Source organism: Oenococcus sicerae (assembly GCF_004102045.2).
Taxonomy (GTDB): Bacteria; Bacillota; Bacilli; order Lactobacillales; family Lactobacillaceae; genus Oenococcus; species Oenococcus sicerae.
The window spans coordinates 970,561-987,569 of the sequence record NZ_CP029684.2; the positions used below are offsets into that span (position 1 = coordinate 970,561).

Sequence of the window (17,009 nt, forward strand, 5' to 3'; positions counted from 1 at the left end):
TTGTCACAGTCAGCTAGCATTTGTATCTCGATCCAAAAAAATAGTGCTTCTATTCCTCTTGAATGGAAGCACTATTTTTATTTGTAGAATTGTACTCAAGCGTTCGCATACCCGCCCATTTTTAAGGAGTTGTTGGCGTGCCAGAACTTGAACTTGTTGCTGCTACTGCTGGCGCTACGTAGCTTGATGAAGTAGCGGCAGCTGAATATGATGAAGATACCGCCGGTGCTGTGTAACTATAGCTTTGCTGGGCAGAAGCCGAATAGGCGGATGTCGTTGAATCTGTGGTCGTTGTGGCTACACTGCTGCTGTCTCCATCACCGATCGTGACGCCGTTTGTGACTGTACCAGCAAATTTTGGCCCGGTCGTTGCGGCTTTTAAGCCTAAAGATTTCCTCAATTTGTTAGTGGCTCGCTGTTTTTCTTTGGTTGGTATTACTTCGAATGAAATACCGTTGTAACTGTAACTATTTCCTTGTAAATGGTCTGATGAAGTCTTCTTTAAAGCATTTCGGTAGTTAGACGCCAATGTGATCATATCGTCGAAGGTGAGGTCGGTTTTCGCTTGTTTGGAAATTGAATTTAAGAACTTCTGATTGATGAGCTGAGTCACAAGTGTTCCAGCTTTTTTGGCGATCGCTTCAAAAACGAGTCGTTGCCTGAGTGTTCGGCCATAATCTCCTAAGGGATCGTTATAACGCATTCTGGAAAAGGCCAAGGCAGCGGCTCCATCCATTGTATTAGAGGTTTTAGTCAGTGTGCTGCCATTATCATAATATTTATATTGCGTGGAATTTTTTGTGAAACTGTAAAGGTGAGCGCCGTAATCATGGGCTGTATCTTGAGAGTAGGAGAAAGTCAGAGGTGAACTGACCGAAACACCACCAGCCTTATTGACGATTGTCTCAAGGGCATTCATATTGATGATGCCGTAAAAATCAATGGGAACATTCAACCACTTTTCAATCGTATTGATGGTAGTTTCTGGATGCCCTTTACCATTCGCTGGATATTCATAAGCAGCATTGATTTTTTGTGGGAAAGTATCTTCGTAGCCCGGGATCGCAATCATTGAATCACGTGGAATAGACATAATTAAGGTCTTTTTTGTCTTTGGATTGATCGTGATCAGCATCATTGAGTCGGTTCTGCCGACCCACGTGCGTCCTAACTCGCCAGTATCAGTTCCCATTAGCAGAATCGAGACTGGTTTGCCATTACTGAGAACTGAATCAACATTGCGCATCTTTTTTAATTTCGTGGGAACAAAGGTGTTTTGGCTGATAGCCCCCTTGAAATTAGAATAGATAACTGCCAAGGCTGTACCGGCAGCTATAAAAAGAATTCCGAAGGTCGTGAGAACGATATTTCTGATCAAGTGCTTATTTTTACGACCCGGTCGGCGTTCTTTTCCTGCTTGAGGTGATTTGAATTTTCGCATACCCTACATTTTATCTAAAAGACATGTTTAATGCATTAAAAAAAGATAGCTTTGATACAATAAACGTTGGATTATGATAGTTGATCGGGATCGCATCAGAAAATTACTTATTTATATTTTTATTGCTCTTTTTTTGTTTATTGCTATTTTTTCTTGGCTTTCGTCGCCGATTCTCTATTTAATAGATAGTTTTACAACAGAAATTCTTTCGAGCAGTCATAACATTATTTTGTCCATTTTATTTTGGATGGGTGCTAATTTTAGCCGCCCACTGATTTCTTTTATTTTGACACTCATTTGTGCTTTTTTGCTTTGGGGAAACAATTTTAAGATCCCCGCCGCTTGGTTTTTGTTTACAATGATCGGTTCAATGCTGGCTGAAATGATTTTGAGTTTAATCACACCCTGGCCGCTTCCAGTTAGCAAACCATCGTCTATTGACAGATCGTTTCCCAGTTTGGCTGTGCTGATGACTTTTTTATTGATTCAGTTTTTCTTTGTCATCGTGGTGCCGGAATTTAATAAGCGTGCTAAAAAAGTTAAGAATCGCACTATTGCCATTATTATTTTGTGGCTGGTTCTTGTCTGCTTTGCCGTTGTTGCTTATCGTTATAATACGATCAGTGATGTTTTTGCGGCACTGTTCTTTGGTTACGCATGGTTTTTGCTGTCCGAAGAATTCTATTATAATTACGCGCGTATTTTTGTCAGATTGAAAATTTTTCGCGGCAGTTGGATTTAAATTATTTGACATTTAAGCAATATATTGCCAAATTAAATAAGGTAAAAAAATGTGGGAGATGAGAGAATGCTTGTTTTATCTGGAACGATTGGAGCTGGCAAGACCAGCTTAACTGACCTGTTATCGAATCATTTGGGCAGTAAAGCGATATATGAAAGTGTCAGTGATAATCCAATTTTGCCCTTATTTTACGACGACCCGAAGAAATATGCTTTTTTGCTGCAAATTTACTTTTTGAATAAGCGTTTGCAAAACATTAAACTAGCTCAGGGAAACAAACTTGACGTCATCGATCGATCCATTTTTGAAGATGCGCTGTTATTCCAATTGAATGCAGACCTAGGACGTTCAACACAAACAGAAGTCGACATATATAAATCTTTGCTCAGCAACATGATGGAAAAACTAGATGAACTGCCTTCCAAAGATCCCGATTTGTTAATTCATGTGTCTGTTTCTTTTGACAATATGCTGGATCGGATTGAAAAACGCGGTCGTGACTTTGAACAAATCGCAGTTCATCCCGATTTATATACTTATTACAAAGAACTCAATCAGCGTTATCGCAGCTGGTACAAAAATTATGATCGCGGACCCAAAATGGAGATCGATGGCGACAAGTATGATTTTGTCGAGTCAAAAACTGCTGCTCATGAGGTTTTAAATCAAATTGATGAGAAGCTGTTTGATTTAGGCATTTTAGTCGGCTAATTGAAAAGAGCAATTAATTTTCGTTTAATACTCGTTTAAGCAGTTTTTAATTTTCCAAGAATAATCTGCTCTTGTTAGGAGATTTCATGGATTTTATCAAACGTGCTTTTTTGTATCTACGCAGGAAAATCGGACGCAGCTTGTTACTGACTTTAGTCATTACGGCAATTATGACTTTTGTCCTAGCTGGTCTGATTATCCAAAACGCTGCTATATCAGCGGTTAACAACACCAAAAATTCAGTTGGAACGACAGTCACTTTGTCAGCTAACCGACAAAAGCTGTTTCAACAGAATCGAAAGTCGTCCAGCTCGACTTCTGGTGGTTTTACAAGTATCAATCAAACAATTATTAGCCAAAAAACTGCTGAAAAACTAGCTAATTTGAGTAACGTTTCAGCTTATCAAATGACATCAACGGCTGATGTTACGGCATCATCTTTCACGGTTGTGAAAAGTTCTAGTTCAACTAGCGGACAAGGCGGTTTTCCGGGTAGGACTCAGTCTTCTCAATCAGGCAACACAAGTATTTCCGGCGTTTCAACAACCGCGGCCGATTCTAATTTCAAAGATAAGAATTATGTCATTAAAAAAGGTCGTGGTATCAAAACGTCCGATAAAAACACAAATAATGTCATTGTTGAAAAAACGCTAGCAGCTAACAACAGTATCAAAGTTGGCAGCACGATCTCCGTTAAAAACTCTGATAGCAAAATCGTCAAACTGAATGTCGTTGGTATCTATCAAGCGAAAGCCTCGACTAGCGGGTCTGATCCAATGGCAGCAGATCCTTCCAACACGATTTACGCTAGCTATACATTGGCATCAAGCTTGTCTGGGAATAGCGGCAATGTATCTGGCGTGACTTATACCTTGACTAATTCCAGCAAAGAGAAGGCTTTTGTTAAGTCAGCTAAGAAAATTATTTCGAGCAAACTGCAGCTGACAACATCTGATCAAACATACGAATTATTGTCTAGTTCAGTTAAATCAATCGAGAGCATCGCCTCTAAAATCGTTTGGATCGTTGCGATTGCCGGAATCGCAATTCTGACTCTTGTCTTGATTTTGATGATCCGTGAACGAAAACACGAAATCGGCATTCTCATGTCTTTAGGCGAAGCTAAAAGTAAAATTGTTGGACAGATTTTCGTAGAAACAGTTTCCGTGTTAATCGTGTCCTTGTGTTTTGCAGGTATTTTCGGCAATTTCTTTGGCAATGTTATTGGCAAACAACTAGTTTCTCAAGAATCAACTTCAAGCCAGACGCTTAGCGGTGGTGGTTCTGCTGGCGGTATGCCGGGAAACAGTAATGCAAATAATGCTGCTGGAAACAATCAGACGAATAATAATCGGTCCAATCGCAGTACGGGCGGTTTCAATAACTTTAGATCTAATTTGACTGGCAGTTCCAGCCTGAACAAACTTTCTACTCACTTGACAGTTGGGACCCTATTGAAGCTTGGTGCATTCGGTCTTGTCATTGTTGGTATTGCAACTTTGCTAGGATCAATACCGATTTTAAGTTTGAAGCCAAAACGAATTCTGATTTCGGAATAAATAAGGAGCACAGATGACATTAACAGTTCAAAAATTAACTCATTATTTTAATCACCCGGATGACTACTTATACAAAGATGTCAGCTTGAAATTTGAAGCGGCCAAGTTGTATGCGATCGTTGGAGAATCAGGGTCTGGCAAAACAACTTTCGTCAGTTTTCTCGCTGGTTTGGATTCACCGGTGTCCGGCACGATTAATTTTAATGGCAAGGATATTAAAAAAATCGGTTTGACCAAGTATCGCAATCAAGATGTGACGATTATTTTCCAAGCCTATAATTTGATCACTTATATGTCGGCACTGGAAAACGTGATGTCGGCTTTATCGATCACGCAATCGAAACACGCTGGTGATAAGAAGTATGCCACTGGCCTATTAGCTTCTGTAGGTATTGAAGGCGAGCTGACAACGAAGAACGTACAAAAATTGTCTGGTGGTCAGCAGCAAAGAGTGGCAATTATTCGTGCTTTAGCTGTTGATGCGCCGATTATCGTGGCCGATGAGCCAACTGGCAATTTGGATTCGGAAAATACGAAGGAAATTACGCAGATCTTTCAAAAGGTAGCTCATGAATCCAAGAAGACCGTTATCGTTATCACGCATGATCAAAAGGTGGCGAGTATGGCAGACGTGAGAATTACCTTGGATGATCGTAAGTTTACGGTTAAGGATATCAAAAGAAAAGCATCGTAGCTGAAATATAAAGCCCATTTAAGGGCTTTTTTTCTTGTCAAATGTATAATCAAATGTATGCTAGATATTAAATATTTGAGAAATAATCGAGATGAAGCCAATCAGCGTTTACTAGATCGCAATGTGGCAGATGGTGTTTTGGACCAGCTATTGGTTGATGATGAAAAACGTCGTGCTATCATTCAAGAAGTTGAACAGTTAAAGGCCAAAAGGAACCAAGTCTCTGATCAAATTGGTGCTGCTAAGAGAACCAAGGATGATTCAGCAGCTAAAAAAGCGATTACGGATATGCAGACCGTTTCCGATCAGATCAAGGAGCTGGATGGGCAATTAGCAGCAATTGACAAGTTGGTGCACGATCAAGAGGCGGATTTACCTAATTTGGCTGATCCGCGCGTACCGGTCGGTCCGGATGATGCTTATAATGTCGAACAGCGCAAATGGGAACCAGCCAATCTAAATGGCCGCCCAGCAGCTTTTTCAAAGACCGCATCTTGGTTGAAGGCCCATTACGAAGTCGGTGAAGATCTGGGCATTTTGGACTTTGAGCGCGGCGCCAAGGTGTCGGGCGCACGTTTTTTGTACTATGTGGGTGCTGGTGCACGTTTGGAGAGAGCCGTTTACAATTTCATGCTGGATGAACATCGCCGAGAAGGATATACAGAATTATTGACTCCTTACATGGTCACTAATGAATCAATGTATGCCACTGGCCAGTTTCCCAAATTTATTGATGACGCTTACGAGGTCGGTAAGGATCAATCCATGACGATGATTCCGACCGCTGAAGTTGCTTTGGTCAACTGGCGTCGCGATGAGATCCTAGATGAGTCTGAACTGCCGCTTTATATCACGGCTTTGTCGCCAGCTTTCCGTCAAGAAGCAGGAGCGGCTGGTAAAGATACGCGCGGCTTGATTCGTTTGCACCAATTCAATAAGGTTGAAATGGTGAAATTCACAAAAGCAGAAGATTCCTACGACGAATTAGAAAAAATGACAGTTGATGCTGAAAACATTTTACAAAAACTTGAATTGCCATACCATGTCATTCGTCTTTCTACAGGCGACATGGGTTTTGGTTCTGCTATGACTTATGACTTGGAAGTCTGGTTCCCAACACAAGATAAGTATCGTGAGATATCTTCTGTTTCAAATGATGAATCTTTCCAAGCGCGACGCGGCCATATTCAGTATCGTGATGATCATGGCAAATTGCATTTTGTGCATACTTTAAATGGTTCTGGTTTGGCGGTCGGTCGGACTGTAGCTGCCATCTTGGAAAATTACCAAAATCAAGATGGTTCGATCACGGTGCCGGAAGTCCTCCGTCCTTACTTTGGCGAAGATCGCATTACCAAAGAAAATGCCCGATAATTTCTAAGAAGACCATTTGGTCTTTTTTGTAACCATCATGATCGAGAGCTGTTTGCTTGATTTAAGCTCATGGCTAATTGTTTGTTTTAAAATCATCTATACTGACTCATATGAATAAGAAAATTGCGTTGATCACGGGCGCTTCGTCTGGCATCGGCTATGAAACAGCTGAGCTTTTAAGCCGATCCGGTTACATCGTTTATGCCGTGGCCAGGCATGTTGATAAAATGAGTGATCTAACCAAACTGGGTATTGTGACGCTGCACTTGGATGTCACCAATGAACTGACGATTCAGCCGTTAGTGGACAAAATCATTCAGGAAAATGGTCACTTAGATGTGCTGATCAATAACGCAGGCTATGGCTCTTATGGCGCTGTGGAAGATGTGCCTATCGCAGAAGCGCAAGCACAATTGGACGTGAATTTGTTTGGCATGGCCAGAATGATCAAAGCTGTGCTGCCACAGATGCGAAAACAAAAATCTGGGCGTATCGTTAATATTTCGTCAATGGCTGGACGCATTTGGACGCCATTAGGTGCCTGGTATCACGCGGCAAAGTTTGCGGTTGAAGGCTTTTCCGATGCTTTGCGATTGGAGACGGCGGATTTTGGTATCAAAGTGATCATCATTGAACCTGGTGCCGTTAAAAGCAATTGGTCTCAGATCGCCACGAAAAAAATGCTTGAAAATTCATCAGATGGACCATATAGTCAATTGGCTGAGCAAGCGGCTGCCAATTTTAAAAGAACTTACGATGCGGATATTAATAAACATTTAAGCAGGGCATCCTTGATTTCGAAAACAATTCTGAAATCTCTGACCAGCAGAAATCCCAAAACACGTTATTTGGTTGGTTACGGTGCCAAAATGTCGGTTTTCATGGCTGCTGTTTTAAGTGATAAACATTTCGACCAAGTGAGTCGAAAATTTATGTAGCGATTTTTTATCAGCCAGCCGGGATTCGGTGATGATCCAAATTGATTATTTCATTCTAAAATAGAAGACAGAGGTTATTATCATGGAAACTATTGTGCCAATTCATCTTGCATATGGGGAGCATCCGTCACAATTTGGTCTTTTACGAATGCCGAGTTTACATGAAAAACAGTTAGCACCAGTGGCCGTGGTCATTCATGGTGGTTTTTGGAAAGCGCGAGTTGGGCTGGAAGCGATCGATCCAATAGCTGAAGATTTAGCTCAGCGTGGTTACGCTAGTTGGAGTATCGAATATCGGCGTGTCGGTCAAACGGCTGGCGGCTGGCCTGGTACTTTTATCGATAGTGTGACAGCTGTCAATTTTTTGCAGCAGATCCAGCAGAAATTTCCGATCGATCTATCTCGTGTTGTTGTTATCGGTCACTCGGCCGGTGGACAGCTGGCCCTTTGGCTGGCGTCACGGCTGAACAAACGGCAGACTGATGAACTGGGAGATGTCTTACAAGTATCGATCAAAGCGGCTGCCAGTTTAGCGGGTGTTTCCGATCTAAAAAAAATGTGGTATCAGGACAGTCAGCAAGGTGACGATAATGTAGCAGCTTTGATCGGCGGCGGCCCGCGAGAATTTCCTGAACGCTATCAGTCTGTTTCCCCCTATGAACTGCTGCCGATCAAGGTTAACCAAATTCTGCTTCATGGCAGAAAAGATCAGGTCGTGCCTTTTGAATTAAGCAATGATTATTATGAAAAAGCGATTAAATTAGGTGATCCAATTCATTTTATTAGCAGTCCAACGGCGGATCATTTTGAAATTATTGATCCGAAACAAGCCGTCTGGCAAACAGCAATGGACGCGCTGGCCGGTATCTTAAAGTAATTATTATTTTAGTTTATAAAGAAAAAAGCTCTGGTCACAGAGCTTTTTATTATATTTGAATTAACCTTTGATGCCGACTAGAGGATTCGAACCTCCGACCCCCTCATTACTAGTGAGGTGCTCTAGCCAACTGAGCTAAGTCGGCAAATGACCAACTAAGATAGTTTAACAAACTTTGCAAAAGTTAGCAATTTAGTCAATCATTTTCAAAATCAGTTACTTAGCTGTTTTCTGCAGCAGTTTCTTCTTTTGATGCTTTGGTTGGTTGCGAATTTAGCCGATTTTTAAAGTAAAAAAGTGACAGCCCTAAGAAGGCACCAACTAAGGCTGGCAATACCCAACCTAAACCTAAAGCAGCCAGCGGCAGATATTTATGATAGCCATCAACTAAAGGTGTGATCACAGGCAGGTTCGTAACCGGCAGATTAGCGCATAGATCAAGAAGAGCAGCTGGCAAAGTCAGAAAAATAGTTGCACGATAAACGATTCTGGACCGTTTGAAAAATTTTGAGAAAAGCGAAAGCAGAATTAGAACAAGTGCCAGAGGGTACATGAGCATCAAAACCGGTACGGCCCAGGCAATGATGTTGGTTAAACCGGCGTTTGCCGTGATAAAGGATCCAACAGCCGTGATCCTTAACCATGCCAGATAGCTGACCTTTGGAAATCGTTTATGCATATCTTGCGAGAAGGAGGCAAAGAGTCCCATCGCAGTGGTAAACACAGCCAATGTGACGAGAACAGCCGTAAATAATAGTCCAAAATTGCCTAGATAATGATGGACGATCTGGGAAAATGCCGTGCCGCCGTTAGCAGCTGCTTTAAATAAACTCAAACTGCTCGTTCCTAAAACAACCAGTCCAACATAAAGCAAAGCCTCGGCTAAAATACTAAAGAGACCAGATTTTGCAAGCATTTTTGGAACTTGTTCTTTTTTGTAGCCCAAGCCTTGAACAGCGTAAACGATCGTGACAGCGAAGGCCAAGAGTGCTAGACCGTCCATTGTGTTGTAGCCGTCTAAAAATCCTTGGAAGAAGGTATTGCTAGCGTAGGTCGGCTGAACAGCTTGTTTGAGGCTGCCCATCGGCAAGACAAACGACAGGACGAGCACTAAAACTAACAGAACTAAAAAGAGCGGATTTAAATATCTGCCGATCCATTTAACTAAGTCGGATTGCTTGGTCGTGAGATAGTAGGCGAAGCTAAAAAATAGCGCAGAGAAGATCAACATTCCCAAAGTTTGAAAACGCGCTGGTAAAAAGGGTGCAACTCCCATTGAAAAGGCCGTGGCAGCTGTTCTTGGCGTGCCGAAAAATGGTCCGATCGTCAGATGCAGCAAAATCAAAAATAGCGTTGCAAACCAAGGTGCAACTGGCTTGGCAACATCGTAGACGCCAGTACTATCAGTGATACTGACGGCTAGCATTGCTAGAAAAGGTACGGCTGTACCGGTAATTAAAAAGCCTAATGTGGCAGGCAGCCAGTTGCCTCCTGCGTTTTGACCCATCTGTACCGGAAAAATAAGATTCCCGGCACCGAAAAACATTCCAAAAATTAGCGATGCGATCAAAAATGTATCGCGATGTTTTGTTTCTTTCAACATAATTTCTCCTTTAATAAACAAAAAACGATCAACTGCTTTGCAACAGCTGATCGTTTGAAATGGTTCATTCAACGTCCCAACTGCTCATTATCTTTATTAGACGATGAGCAGCAGAAAATGTTAGCTCGTCATCTAGGACAGAATAATGACGACGCTAATAATCACTTGTTTAGTTAATGAATCTTTCTTCATTGAATTATTTTCCTCAATAATTTGCTTAAAGAGAATTAAAACAGTTTTTATGTTTTCTGTCAAGTCAAAAGATCGGCTGCATTTTCATTAATAAAAAGCATTGCCTGAATCAGCAATGCTTTTTTGATCTTACTTTATGATTATTTTCGATGCGGATGACAGGAATCGAACCTGCACGAGTTGCCCCACAGGAACCTAAATCCTGCGCGTCTGCCAGTTCCGCCACATCCGCATAACTCATACATTCTATCATGATGCTTAGTTTTATGGCAATAAAAAACACCGATCTAGTCGGTGCCAGGGATTTTTATTAAGAGAGAGTTTTTTTATCCATTTGGAAGGGATAGTCAATTATGAAGCTTGTTCGTCAGGAATGTTTCCCTTGGAACAAAAATAATTATCGAAATTGAATATTAAAACAAATTAAAAGCAGAATTAAATGAAAGTTAAAATCCTCTCATTTAATTAATTTGCTTTTCGGGGATAAATCGGATAGAATTTAACAGTTACATGTAAGGAGGACGCTATGGCAAAAGATGCTATCACAGGTGCGCGTACTCGTTTTGGCAATCAACGTTCGCACGCTCTGAATGCTAATCGTCGTTCGTGGAAACCAAATTTGCAAAAAGTGACTGTTAAAATCAACGGTGCTGCTGCTAAGACCGTTTATCTGACTGCTCGCACGTTACGTGCAGGTTTGAAGAATGGTTCGATCGAACGAGTATAATTCAGCCGCTTGAAGCGGTTTTTTTTATTCAGAAATCAGAAGTTCAATTTTAAAATACTGTTAGAATTTAATCAGAGGTAAAATCATGAGTCTGAAGATGAAAACCAAGATTGGCCAAGTAAATATTGGTGACGATGTTATTTCAACGATCGTTGGAACAGCAGCTTCTGAATCCTTTGGTGTCGTTGGAATGGCATCAAAGTCGTTTAAAGATGGCGTAAATCAAGTTCTTCAACGCCCAAATTATAGTCGCGGTATCTTGATTTCAGAAGAGAGTGACCAATTAACGATCGACGTACATATTATTGTTGAATATGGGGCAAAATTGTCAGAAGTTTCAAAGGCAGTTCAGAAACAGGTTCGTTATTCTTTGGAAAAGAATTTGGGTGTTTTAATTAACCAAGTAAATGTTACTATCGAAGGCATCCGCGCCTAAGGGAGATCGAATGGAATTAATTACGAATGTTGAGTTTGGCAGGATGGTGAACGCGGCTGCCCAAATTTTGACGAAAAACGCGCAACATATTAATAAGTTAAATGTTTTCCCGGTGCCGGATGGCGATACTGGTACAAATATGAGTTTGACGATGCAGTCAGGTGCTCAATACGAACGTGATTCAACCGAAACCTCAATTGCTGCTTTGTCAGCTGCGATGTCAAAAGGACTTTTGATGGGCGCCCGTGGTAATTCAGGCGTTATTTTGTCACAGATTATGCGCGGATTTACAAAATTTGTTGCCAATTTCGATACTTTGGATGCCAAACAATTTGCCGATGCTTTGAAAGCTGGTGCTGAATCTGCCTACAAGTCAGTTATGAAACCAACTGAAGGTACGATTTTAACGGTTATCCGCGAATCTGCTGCTGCTGCTGGAGATGCCGCAAATAGATCAAGCGACCTAGTTGAGGTCACAAAGGCAACTTGGCAGGCTTCAAGAAAAGCTTTAGCCAAAACACCTGATTTATTGCCGATTTTAAAAGAAGTTGGTGTTGTGGATTCAGGGGGTCAAGGCTTGGTATTTTTGTTCCAATCCTGGTATGAGGTTTTGTCTGGCAAGACAACGCAGGATGATTTATCAACGCCGCCTGATATGGCTCAGTTTGATGAAAAAAGTGGTGAATTCGATGCCCAAGTATCATTGGATCCCAAAGATATCAAATATGGTTATTGTACGACCGTCTTATTTGAAACTGGTAAAGGTACCACCCAAGATCGTGATTGGAATTATGATGAATTTTACAAATATTTAGCCGGAATCGGTGATTCGCTTTTAGTGATCGCAGATGATGGGCTTGTTAAAACACACGTTCATACTGAAAATCCTGGTGCTGTTTTGAGCGAGTCAACTCATTATGGTTCAATTAAGTGGGTCAAGATCGATAACATGCGTGATCAGCAGCAGGAAGTAATCGATCGTGTTGCAAAAGAACAAGCTAGCCAAAAAAAACCACCAGTTGATACTGCTGTACTGACAGTGGCTTCCGGACACGGTATTGCGGATCTATTCAAATCGATGGGTGTCACTGATGTGATTACCGGTGGCCAGACGATGAATCCATCTACGAAGGATCTGCTAAATGCGATCACGATCAGCAAAGCCAAAAAAGCAATCATTCTGCCAAACAACGCTAATATTTTCATGGCTGCCAGTCAGGCGGCAGAAATGGCTAAGGTTCCGGTCGAAATTGTGAAGTCGCGGTCGATTCAACAAGGCTTAACGGCGATGCTTGGTTTTAATCCGGATGCTGACGTGAAAGAAAATGCTTCTGAGATGACTGATCAGCTGACGACTGTCAAATCGGCAGAAATCACAAAAGCAGTTCGCGACACAAGCTTGGATGGCAAAAATATCAAACGGGGTGAATATATTGCGATCGTCGATGGCAAGATCCAATCGAACGGCCGCAAAATCCGTGATGTGGCCCTGAATGCTGTTAAAACTATGTTGGACGACGACTCTGAGATCGTGACTGTTATTTTTGGCAGCGAATCAAATCAAAAAGAAGCAGAACAGCTGACTAAGGCAATTACAAAACTTAAAAATGGTTTGGAAACAGAAATTCATGAAGGCGACCAACCCCTATATCCTTTCCTGATTTCAGTTGAGTAAAGCTTTTAAAAAGGTGATTTTTCATCTTTTTTATTTTGGCAATTAAGTTAGCGGTCAGTCTTTGAAAAATTAAGTAATATAATTTTTTTGTGAGCCTTTTTGACTTAATTACAAAATTACCGGGTGTTGGTGAAAAACGTGCACTTGTTCTAAAACAACTCGGTATCCGCACGATCGAAGATCTTCTGACCTACTATCCCTATCGTTATGATGATCTAGCTTCACGGCTGCCCAGTCAAACAGACGATGGACAGAAAGTCACTTTCAAGGGAACGATCAGTTCACCGGCACTTTTATTACGTTTTGGCTATAAGAAATCACGAGTTAGTTTTCATTTATTGGTTGGCCATGATAATATTGCAGTTTCTTTTTTTAATCAGCCTTGGATAAAAGAACAAATTGAGCTGGGTCAGGAAATGGCTGTTTTCGGTGTTTTTGATGCTGTTCATGCGTCTTTAAGCGGACAAAAGATCATTCATGCTGATAATGATTCACTGGCAGCGATTTACCCGGCCAGCCAATCGATCCATGAAAAAACGATTCAGCAATTAGTTGCTCATGCTTATCAGCAATATGCTGATGAAATCGTTGAAATAGTGCCAGCAGATCTACGGCAGACTTTTCGTTTGCTACCGCGCGTTCAGCAGATCCACGACATGCATTTCCCCGATTCAGCGCAGGCTGCCAAATTAGCACGGCGTTCAGCGGCTTTTGAAGAATTTTTTTTGTTTCAAATGCGTATTCAGTTGCTGAAGATCTCGTCGGCTAAACATCAGGGTCGGCAGATCAATTATGATGCGGCCGTCATTGAAAATTTTATTGCTCAACTGCCATATCAACTGACTCACGCGCAAGAAAAAGTGATTCAAGAAGTTTTGTCTGATTTGAAACGACCACTGCACATGAATCGCTTGCTGCAGGGGGATGTAGGTTCTGGTAAGACAATCGTGGCAGCTGTTGCGATGCTGGCTAGTATCAGCGCTGGTTTTCAAGCGGCCATTATGGTTCCGACAGAGATTTTGGCCCAGCAGCATGCAAGCAATTTAAGCAATCTATACGAAAACGCCGGTCTGCATCTGCGTGTTGAATTATTGACCTCAGGTTTGAAAGCAGCCGCGCGTCGGCAAGTTCTTCAAGATTTAGAAAATGGTGAGATCGATGTGATCGTCGGAACACATGCGCTGATCCAGCCTGATGTCCGTTTTCACCATTTGGGCTTAGCCGTGATCGATGAACAGCATCGTTTCGGTGTTAAACAACGAGCGACTTTGCGTAAACAAGCGGAAAACCCAGATATTTTGGCTATGACAGCTACGCCAATTCCGCGTACTTTAGCTATTACAGCCTATGGTGAGATGACGATTTCAACAATTGATGAATTACCACAGGGTCGGCAAAAGATCATCACGAAGTGGGTTAAAAGTAACCAAACTGACCATGTTTTCGATTGGATAAAAGGGCAATTAGCTAAAGGAGCACAAGCTTATGTGGTCACGCCTTTGATTGAGGAATCGGAAAGTCTGGATGTCCAAAACGCAGAGTTGATTTATGACCGCTTAAAATCAGAACTGCTGCCTTACCGAGTTTCTTTGCTCCACGGCCGCTTGACGAATGATGAAAAACAACAAGTGATCGACGATTTTTCGAATAACAAAACTCAGGTTTTGGTGACGACGACCGTTATCGAAGTAGGCGTTGACATCAAGAATGCAACGATCATGGTTATTTTAGACGCTGATCGTTTTGGTATTGCACAGTTGCACCAATTGCGCGGTCGTGTGGGTCGGGGGGATAAACAGTCTTATGCAATTTTGGTTTCCGACCCAAAGACGCAATACGGTATCGACCGCATGGAAGCGATCGCAGCTACGACGGACGGATTTGTTCTTGCTGAAAAAGACCTAGAATTGCGTGGACCAGGGGATGTGATCGGCATTAAGCAAGCGGGTATGCCGGAATTTAATGTTGGTGATCCGATCCATGATCTTAAAATGATGGAGACAGCTCAACAGTCAGCCATTGAGATTACTAGCCGTGAGAATTGGGATACTGACAAAAATAATGCTGGACTGGTAAAATACTTGTCGTTAACGATGTATCGATATAAGGACTTTGATTAATGGATAAAACATATACAATTGCAATTGACGCAATGGGCGGTGACAATGCCCCAGAAGAAATCGTGAAGGGTGCTTTGCTTGCCCGCGATAACTATAAAAGTTTACAGCTGAATTTGTATGGTGACAAAGGCCGCATTCTTGAAATTATCGGTCAAAGCAGCCAAGAACGAATCACGGTCATTAATACGACTGAAACGATCGAAATGGGTGACGAACCAGTGCGAGCTGTTCGCAAGAAAAAAGATTCCTCGATGGTCGTGGCCGCTAACGCGGTAAAAGATGGTCAAGCCGATGCTTTATTTTCAGCAGGCAACACCGGCGCCCTTCTAGCTAGCGGTATTTTTATCGTGGGCCGTATTAACGGCATTGAGCGGCCGGGCTTATTGACCGTTTTGCCATCTGTTGATGATGCTAAACGCCCTTGGGTGTTTATGGATGTTGGTGCTAATGCCGAGGTAAAGCCGAGTTATCTCTACCAGTTCGCCGTGATCGGGGATTTTTACGCCACCCATATTTTAAAGCGGTCAAAACCAGAAATTCGTTTATTAAATAATGGTGCCGAAGAAGACAAAGGCGATAAAATTCATATCGCGGCACACCAATTATTAAAAAAAGCCAAACAATTAAATTTCACAGGTAATATTGAAAGTCGTGAATTATTAAATGGTCACGCTGATGTTGTCGTTGCCGATGGCTTTTCTGGTAATGCTGCTTTAAAAGCAATTGAAGGAACTGCTCTGACGATGTTCACCGGCTTAAAAAAAGTCCTTTCAACTGGTAATTGGCAGACAAAAATAGGTGCTTTATTAGTCAAGCCGGCTCTAAAAGAATTTGCTGGTGTGCTGGACTATAATAATGCAGGTGGCGCTGTGATCGCTGGACTAAAAGCACCAGTAGTCAAGACGCATGGTTCAGCTAAAGCAAGAGCTGTATCTAATACAATTGGCCAAATTCAAGAAATTTTGATATCAGGCTTGGTTCCTGACATCACTAAATATGTTCATGAACATGTAGACCAATTCAAGGTGAGTGTGGAGGAAAAATGACAAAAGATGAAATTGCTGCTAAGTTGGCAGACGAAGTTTCAAAACGTTTTGATTTACCAAAAACAAAAATTAATGCTGATTTGGATTTTACGAAAGATGTTGATGCAGATTCGATTGATTTTGTAGAATTAGTCATGGAACTAGAAGATGAGTACGATATTGAAATTCCTGATGAAGATGCTGCAAAGATGATTACTTTCCAGTCAACCGTGGATTATCTATACGCTCATACAGGCGACCGCGTTAAATGACTGATTCTATTCATATTTCAAAATCGTTAAAAATTATCACCATTGTATTTGATTTTCTCGGTATTGCAGGCAATTTATTATATGGTTTGATCACACTGGGTGCCGGTTATATGACGAGCAGTGATATACAGGCTTTAAGCGATGCAAATGTCAGTATGCAAAGTGTGCTGCTTGTGTGGGGAGCCATCCTGCTTGTGATTCCTGGTTTGATCATGCTGACTTTGCATCTTGTTGGTTTAATGCAGTTTCGTCGTGCTGGTTACAGCTTAACGGGTCATTGGCTGGGCATTGCTGCCTCGATTTTATCAATCGTTATGATGACTTTTTGGCTGGCGCCTTTCGTTTATCTGCTGGCTGGCATATTTCTGCTATTAGCTCATAAGCAGACTGCAATTGGCAGGGATAGTATTGTTAAACATCCTGTTCAAAAAACGGCTGTTACTGAGAAAACTGTCACAACGGCTGATTTGTATCCGGATGCGAAAATGAGTGTGCCGAATATGACGAATACGATCGTTGAAATCAAGGCTTATCTTGATGCAAATGATATTAGCTACAAAAAGTCGGCCAGGAAAGCTGATTTATTAAAATTGATCAAGTGATCACCTGTTTGTCCGTCCTTC

At 41.7% G+C, this 17,009-nt stretch carries 16 protein-coding genes and 2 tRNA genes; 14 read left to right on the forward strand and 4 right to left on the reverse strand.

The features are described 5' to 3' along the window. Nucleotides 1-121 precede the first annotated feature (121 nt). Nucleotides 122-1,441, reverse strand: coding sequence for an LCP family protein (locus DLJ48_RS04870; protein ID WP_128686384.1), 1,320 nt, complete (start codon nt 1,439-1,441; stop codon nt 122-124). Nucleotides 1,442-1,514: 73 nt separating this feature from the next. On the opposite strand from DLJ48_RS04870, the gene DLJ48_RS04875 reads away from it, so the two are divergent. The 7 genes from DLJ48_RS04875 to DLJ48_RS04905 all read left to right on the forward strand — a co-directional run bounded on the left by DLJ48_RS04875 (nt 1,515) and on the right by DLJ48_RS04905 (nt 8,336). Next, nucleotides 1,515-2,183 carry a phosphatase PAP2 family protein gene (locus DLJ48_RS04875; protein ID WP_128686385.1) on the forward strand — a complete coding sequence of 223 codons (669 nt, stop codon included), beginning with the start codon at nt 1,515-1,517 and terminating at the stop codon, nt 2,181-2,183. A 66-nt stretch (nt 2,184-2,249) separates the two neighbouring features. Then, nucleotides 2,250-2,894, forward strand: a complete 645-nt coding sequence (locus DLJ48_RS04880) for a deoxynucleoside kinase (protein WP_128686386.1) — start codon at nt 2,250-2,252, stop codon at nt 2,892-2,894. An 86-nt stretch (nt 2,895-2,980) separates the two neighbouring features. Continuing rightward, nucleotides 2,981-4,453, forward strand: a complete 1,473-nt coding sequence (locus DLJ48_RS04885) for an ABC transporter permease (RefSeq protein ID WP_128686387.1) — start codon at nt 2,981-2,983, stop codon at nt 4,451-4,453. A gap of 13 nt (nt 4,454-4,466) precedes the next feature. Continuing rightward, complete coding sequence (locus DLJ48_RS04890) at nt 4,467-5,147, forward strand: ABC transporter ATP-binding protein (protein ID WP_128686388.1); 681 nt, start codon at nt 4,467-4,469, stop codon at nt 5,145-5,147. A gap of 57 nt (nt 5,148-5,204) precedes the next feature. Further along, complete coding sequence (gene serS, locus DLJ48_RS04895; protein WP_128686389.1) at nt 5,205-6,521, forward strand: serine--tRNA ligase; 1,317 nt, start codon at nt 5,205-5,207, stop codon at nt 6,519-6,521. Between the two features lie 110 nt (nt 6,522-6,631). Next, nucleotides 6,632-7,459 carry an oxidoreductase gene (locus DLJ48_RS04900; protein ID WP_128686390.1) on the forward strand — a complete coding sequence of 276 codons (828 nt, stop codon included), beginning with the start codon at nt 6,632-6,634 and terminating at the stop codon, nt 7,457-7,459. Nucleotides 7,460-7,541: 82 nt separating this feature from the next. Beyond that, entirely contained in the window at nt 7,542-8,336 is a 795-nt protein-coding gene (locus DLJ48_RS04905) for an alpha/beta hydrolase family protein (RefSeq protein WP_128686391.1), read from the forward strand. Between the two features lie 71 nt (nt 8,337-8,407). Here DLJ48_RS04905 and DLJ48_RS04910 read toward each other — a convergent pair. The 3 genes from DLJ48_RS04910 to DLJ48_RS04920 all read right to left on the reverse strand — a co-directional run bounded on the left by DLJ48_RS04910 (nt 8,408) and on the right by DLJ48_RS04920 (nt 10,363). Further along, a tRNA-Thr gene (locus tag DLJ48_RS04910) sits at nt 8,408-8,481 on the reverse strand. Between the two features lie 75 nt (nt 8,482-8,556). After that, nucleotides 8,557-9,939, reverse strand: coding sequence for a branched-chain amino acid transport system II carrier protein (brnQ, locus tag DLJ48_RS04915; RefSeq protein WP_128686392.1), 1,383 nt, complete (start codon nt 9,937-9,939; stop codon nt 8,557-8,559). A gap of 342 nt (nt 9,940-10,281) precedes the next feature. Further along, nucleotides 10,282-10,363, reverse strand: a tRNA-Leu gene (locus DLJ48_RS04920). A gap of 294 nt (nt 10,364-10,657) precedes the next feature. On the opposite strand from DLJ48_RS04920, the gene rpmB reads away from it, so the two are divergent. The 7 genes from rpmB to DLJ48_RS04955 all read left to right on the forward strand — a co-directional run bounded on the left by rpmB (nt 10,658) and on the right by DLJ48_RS04955 (nt 16,988). After that, entirely contained in the window at nt 10,658-10,858 is a 201-nt protein-coding gene (gene rpmB / locus DLJ48_RS04925) for a 50S ribosomal protein L28 (protein WP_128686393.1), read from the forward strand. 85 nt (nt 10,859-10,943) lie between these two features. Next, a complete protein-coding gene (locus DLJ48_RS04930; RefSeq protein ID WP_128686394.1) occupies nt 10,944-11,294 on the forward strand; it encodes an Asp23/Gls24 family envelope stress response protein in 351 nt (116 codons plus the stop codon). Nucleotides 11,295-11,304: 10 nt separating this feature from the next. Beyond that, the gene (locus DLJ48_RS04935) at nt 11,305-12,969 is read left to right on the forward strand and encodes a DAK2 domain-containing protein (RefSeq protein ID WP_128686395.1); all 1,665 of its coding nucleotides are present in this window, start codon (nt 11,305-11,307) and stop codon (nt 12,967-12,969) included. A gap of 89 nt (nt 12,970-13,058) precedes the next feature. Then, on the forward strand, nt 13,059-15,089 hold the full coding sequence (recG, locus tag DLJ48_RS04940; protein WP_128686396.1) for an ATP-dependent DNA helicase RecG: 2,031 nt from the start codon (nt 13,059-13,061) through the stop codon (nt 15,087-15,089). Continuing rightward, nucleotides 15,089-16,135: a phosphate acyltransferase PlsX gene (gene plsX / locus DLJ48_RS04945; RefSeq protein WP_128686397.1), complete on the forward strand. Its 1,047-nt coding sequence runs from the start codon at nt 15,089-15,091 to the stop codon at nt 16,133-16,135. The genes recG and plsX overlap by 1 nt, the downstream gene beginning before the upstream one ends. Next, nucleotides 16,132-16,386 (forward strand): acyl carrier protein, encoded by a 255-nt coding sequence (gene acpP, locus DLJ48_RS04950; RefSeq protein WP_128686398.1) that lies wholly within the window; start codon nt 16,132-16,134, stop codon nt 16,384-16,386. The genes plsX and acpP overlap by 4 nt, the downstream gene beginning before the upstream one ends. Further along, a complete protein-coding gene (locus DLJ48_RS04955; RefSeq protein WP_128686399.1) occupies nt 16,383-16,988 on the forward strand; it encodes a hypothetical protein in 606 nt (201 codons plus the stop codon). Before acpP ends, DLJ48_RS04955 begins: the two co-directional genes overlap by 4 nt. Nucleotides 16,989-17,009: the final 21 nt, after the last annotated feature.

Excerpts from the sequence above, each read along its gene's own strand:
- DLJ48_RS04870 (WP_128686384.1), bottom strand. The coding sequence starts at position 1,441 with ATGCGAAAATTCAAATCACCTCAAGCAGGAAAAGAACGCCGACCGGGT.
- DLJ48_RS04875 (WP_128686385.1), top strand. The coding sequence starts at position 1,515 with ATGATAGTTGATCGGGATCGCATCAGAAAATTACTTATTTATATTTTT.
- DLJ48_RS04880 (WP_128686386.1), top strand. The coding sequence starts at position 2,250 with ATGCTTGTTTTATCTGGAACGATTGGAGCTGGCAAGACCAGCTTAACT.
- DLJ48_RS04885 (WP_128686387.1), top strand. The coding sequence starts at position 2,981 with ATGGATTTTATCAAACGTGCTTTTTTGTATCTACGCAGGAAAATCGGA.
- DLJ48_RS04890 (WP_128686388.1), top strand. The coding sequence starts at position 4,467 with ATGACATTAACAGTTCAAAAATTAACTCATTATTTTAATCACCCGGAT.
- serS (WP_128686389.1), top strand. The coding sequence starts at position 5,205 with ATGCTAGATATTAAATATTTGAGAAATAATCGAGATGAAGCCAATCAG.
- DLJ48_RS04900 (WP_128686390.1), top strand. The coding sequence starts at position 6,632 with ATGAATAAGAAAATTGCGTTGATCACGGGCGCTTCGTCTGGCATCGGC.
- DLJ48_RS04905 (WP_128686391.1), top strand. The coding sequence starts at position 7,542 with ATGGAAACTATTGTGCCAATTCATCTTGCATATGGGGAGCATCCGTCA.
- brnQ (WP_128686392.1), bottom strand. The coding sequence starts at position 9,939 with ATGTTGAAAGAAACAAAACATCGCGATACATTTTTGATCGCATCGCTA.
- rpmB (WP_128686393.1), top strand. The coding sequence starts at position 10,658 with ATGGCAAAAGATGCTATCACAGGTGCGCGTACTCGTTTTGGCAATCAA.
- DLJ48_RS04930 (WP_128686394.1), top strand. The coding sequence starts at position 10,944 with ATGAGTCTGAAGATGAAAACCAAGATTGGCCAAGTAAATATTGGTGAC.
- DLJ48_RS04935 (WP_128686395.1), top strand. The coding sequence starts at position 11,305 with ATGGAATTAATTACGAATGTTGAGTTTGGCAGGATGGTGAACGCGGCT.
- plsX (WP_128686397.1), top strand. The coding sequence starts at position 15,089 with ATGGATAAAACATATACAATTGCAATTGACGCAATGGGCGGTGACAAT.
- acpP (WP_128686398.1), top strand. The coding sequence starts at position 16,132 with ATGACAAAAGATGAAATTGCTGCTAAGTTGGCAGACGAAGTTTCAAAA.
- DLJ48_RS04955 (WP_128686399.1), top strand. The coding sequence starts at position 16,383 with ATGACTGATTCTATTCATATTTCAAAATCGTTAAAAATTATCACCATT.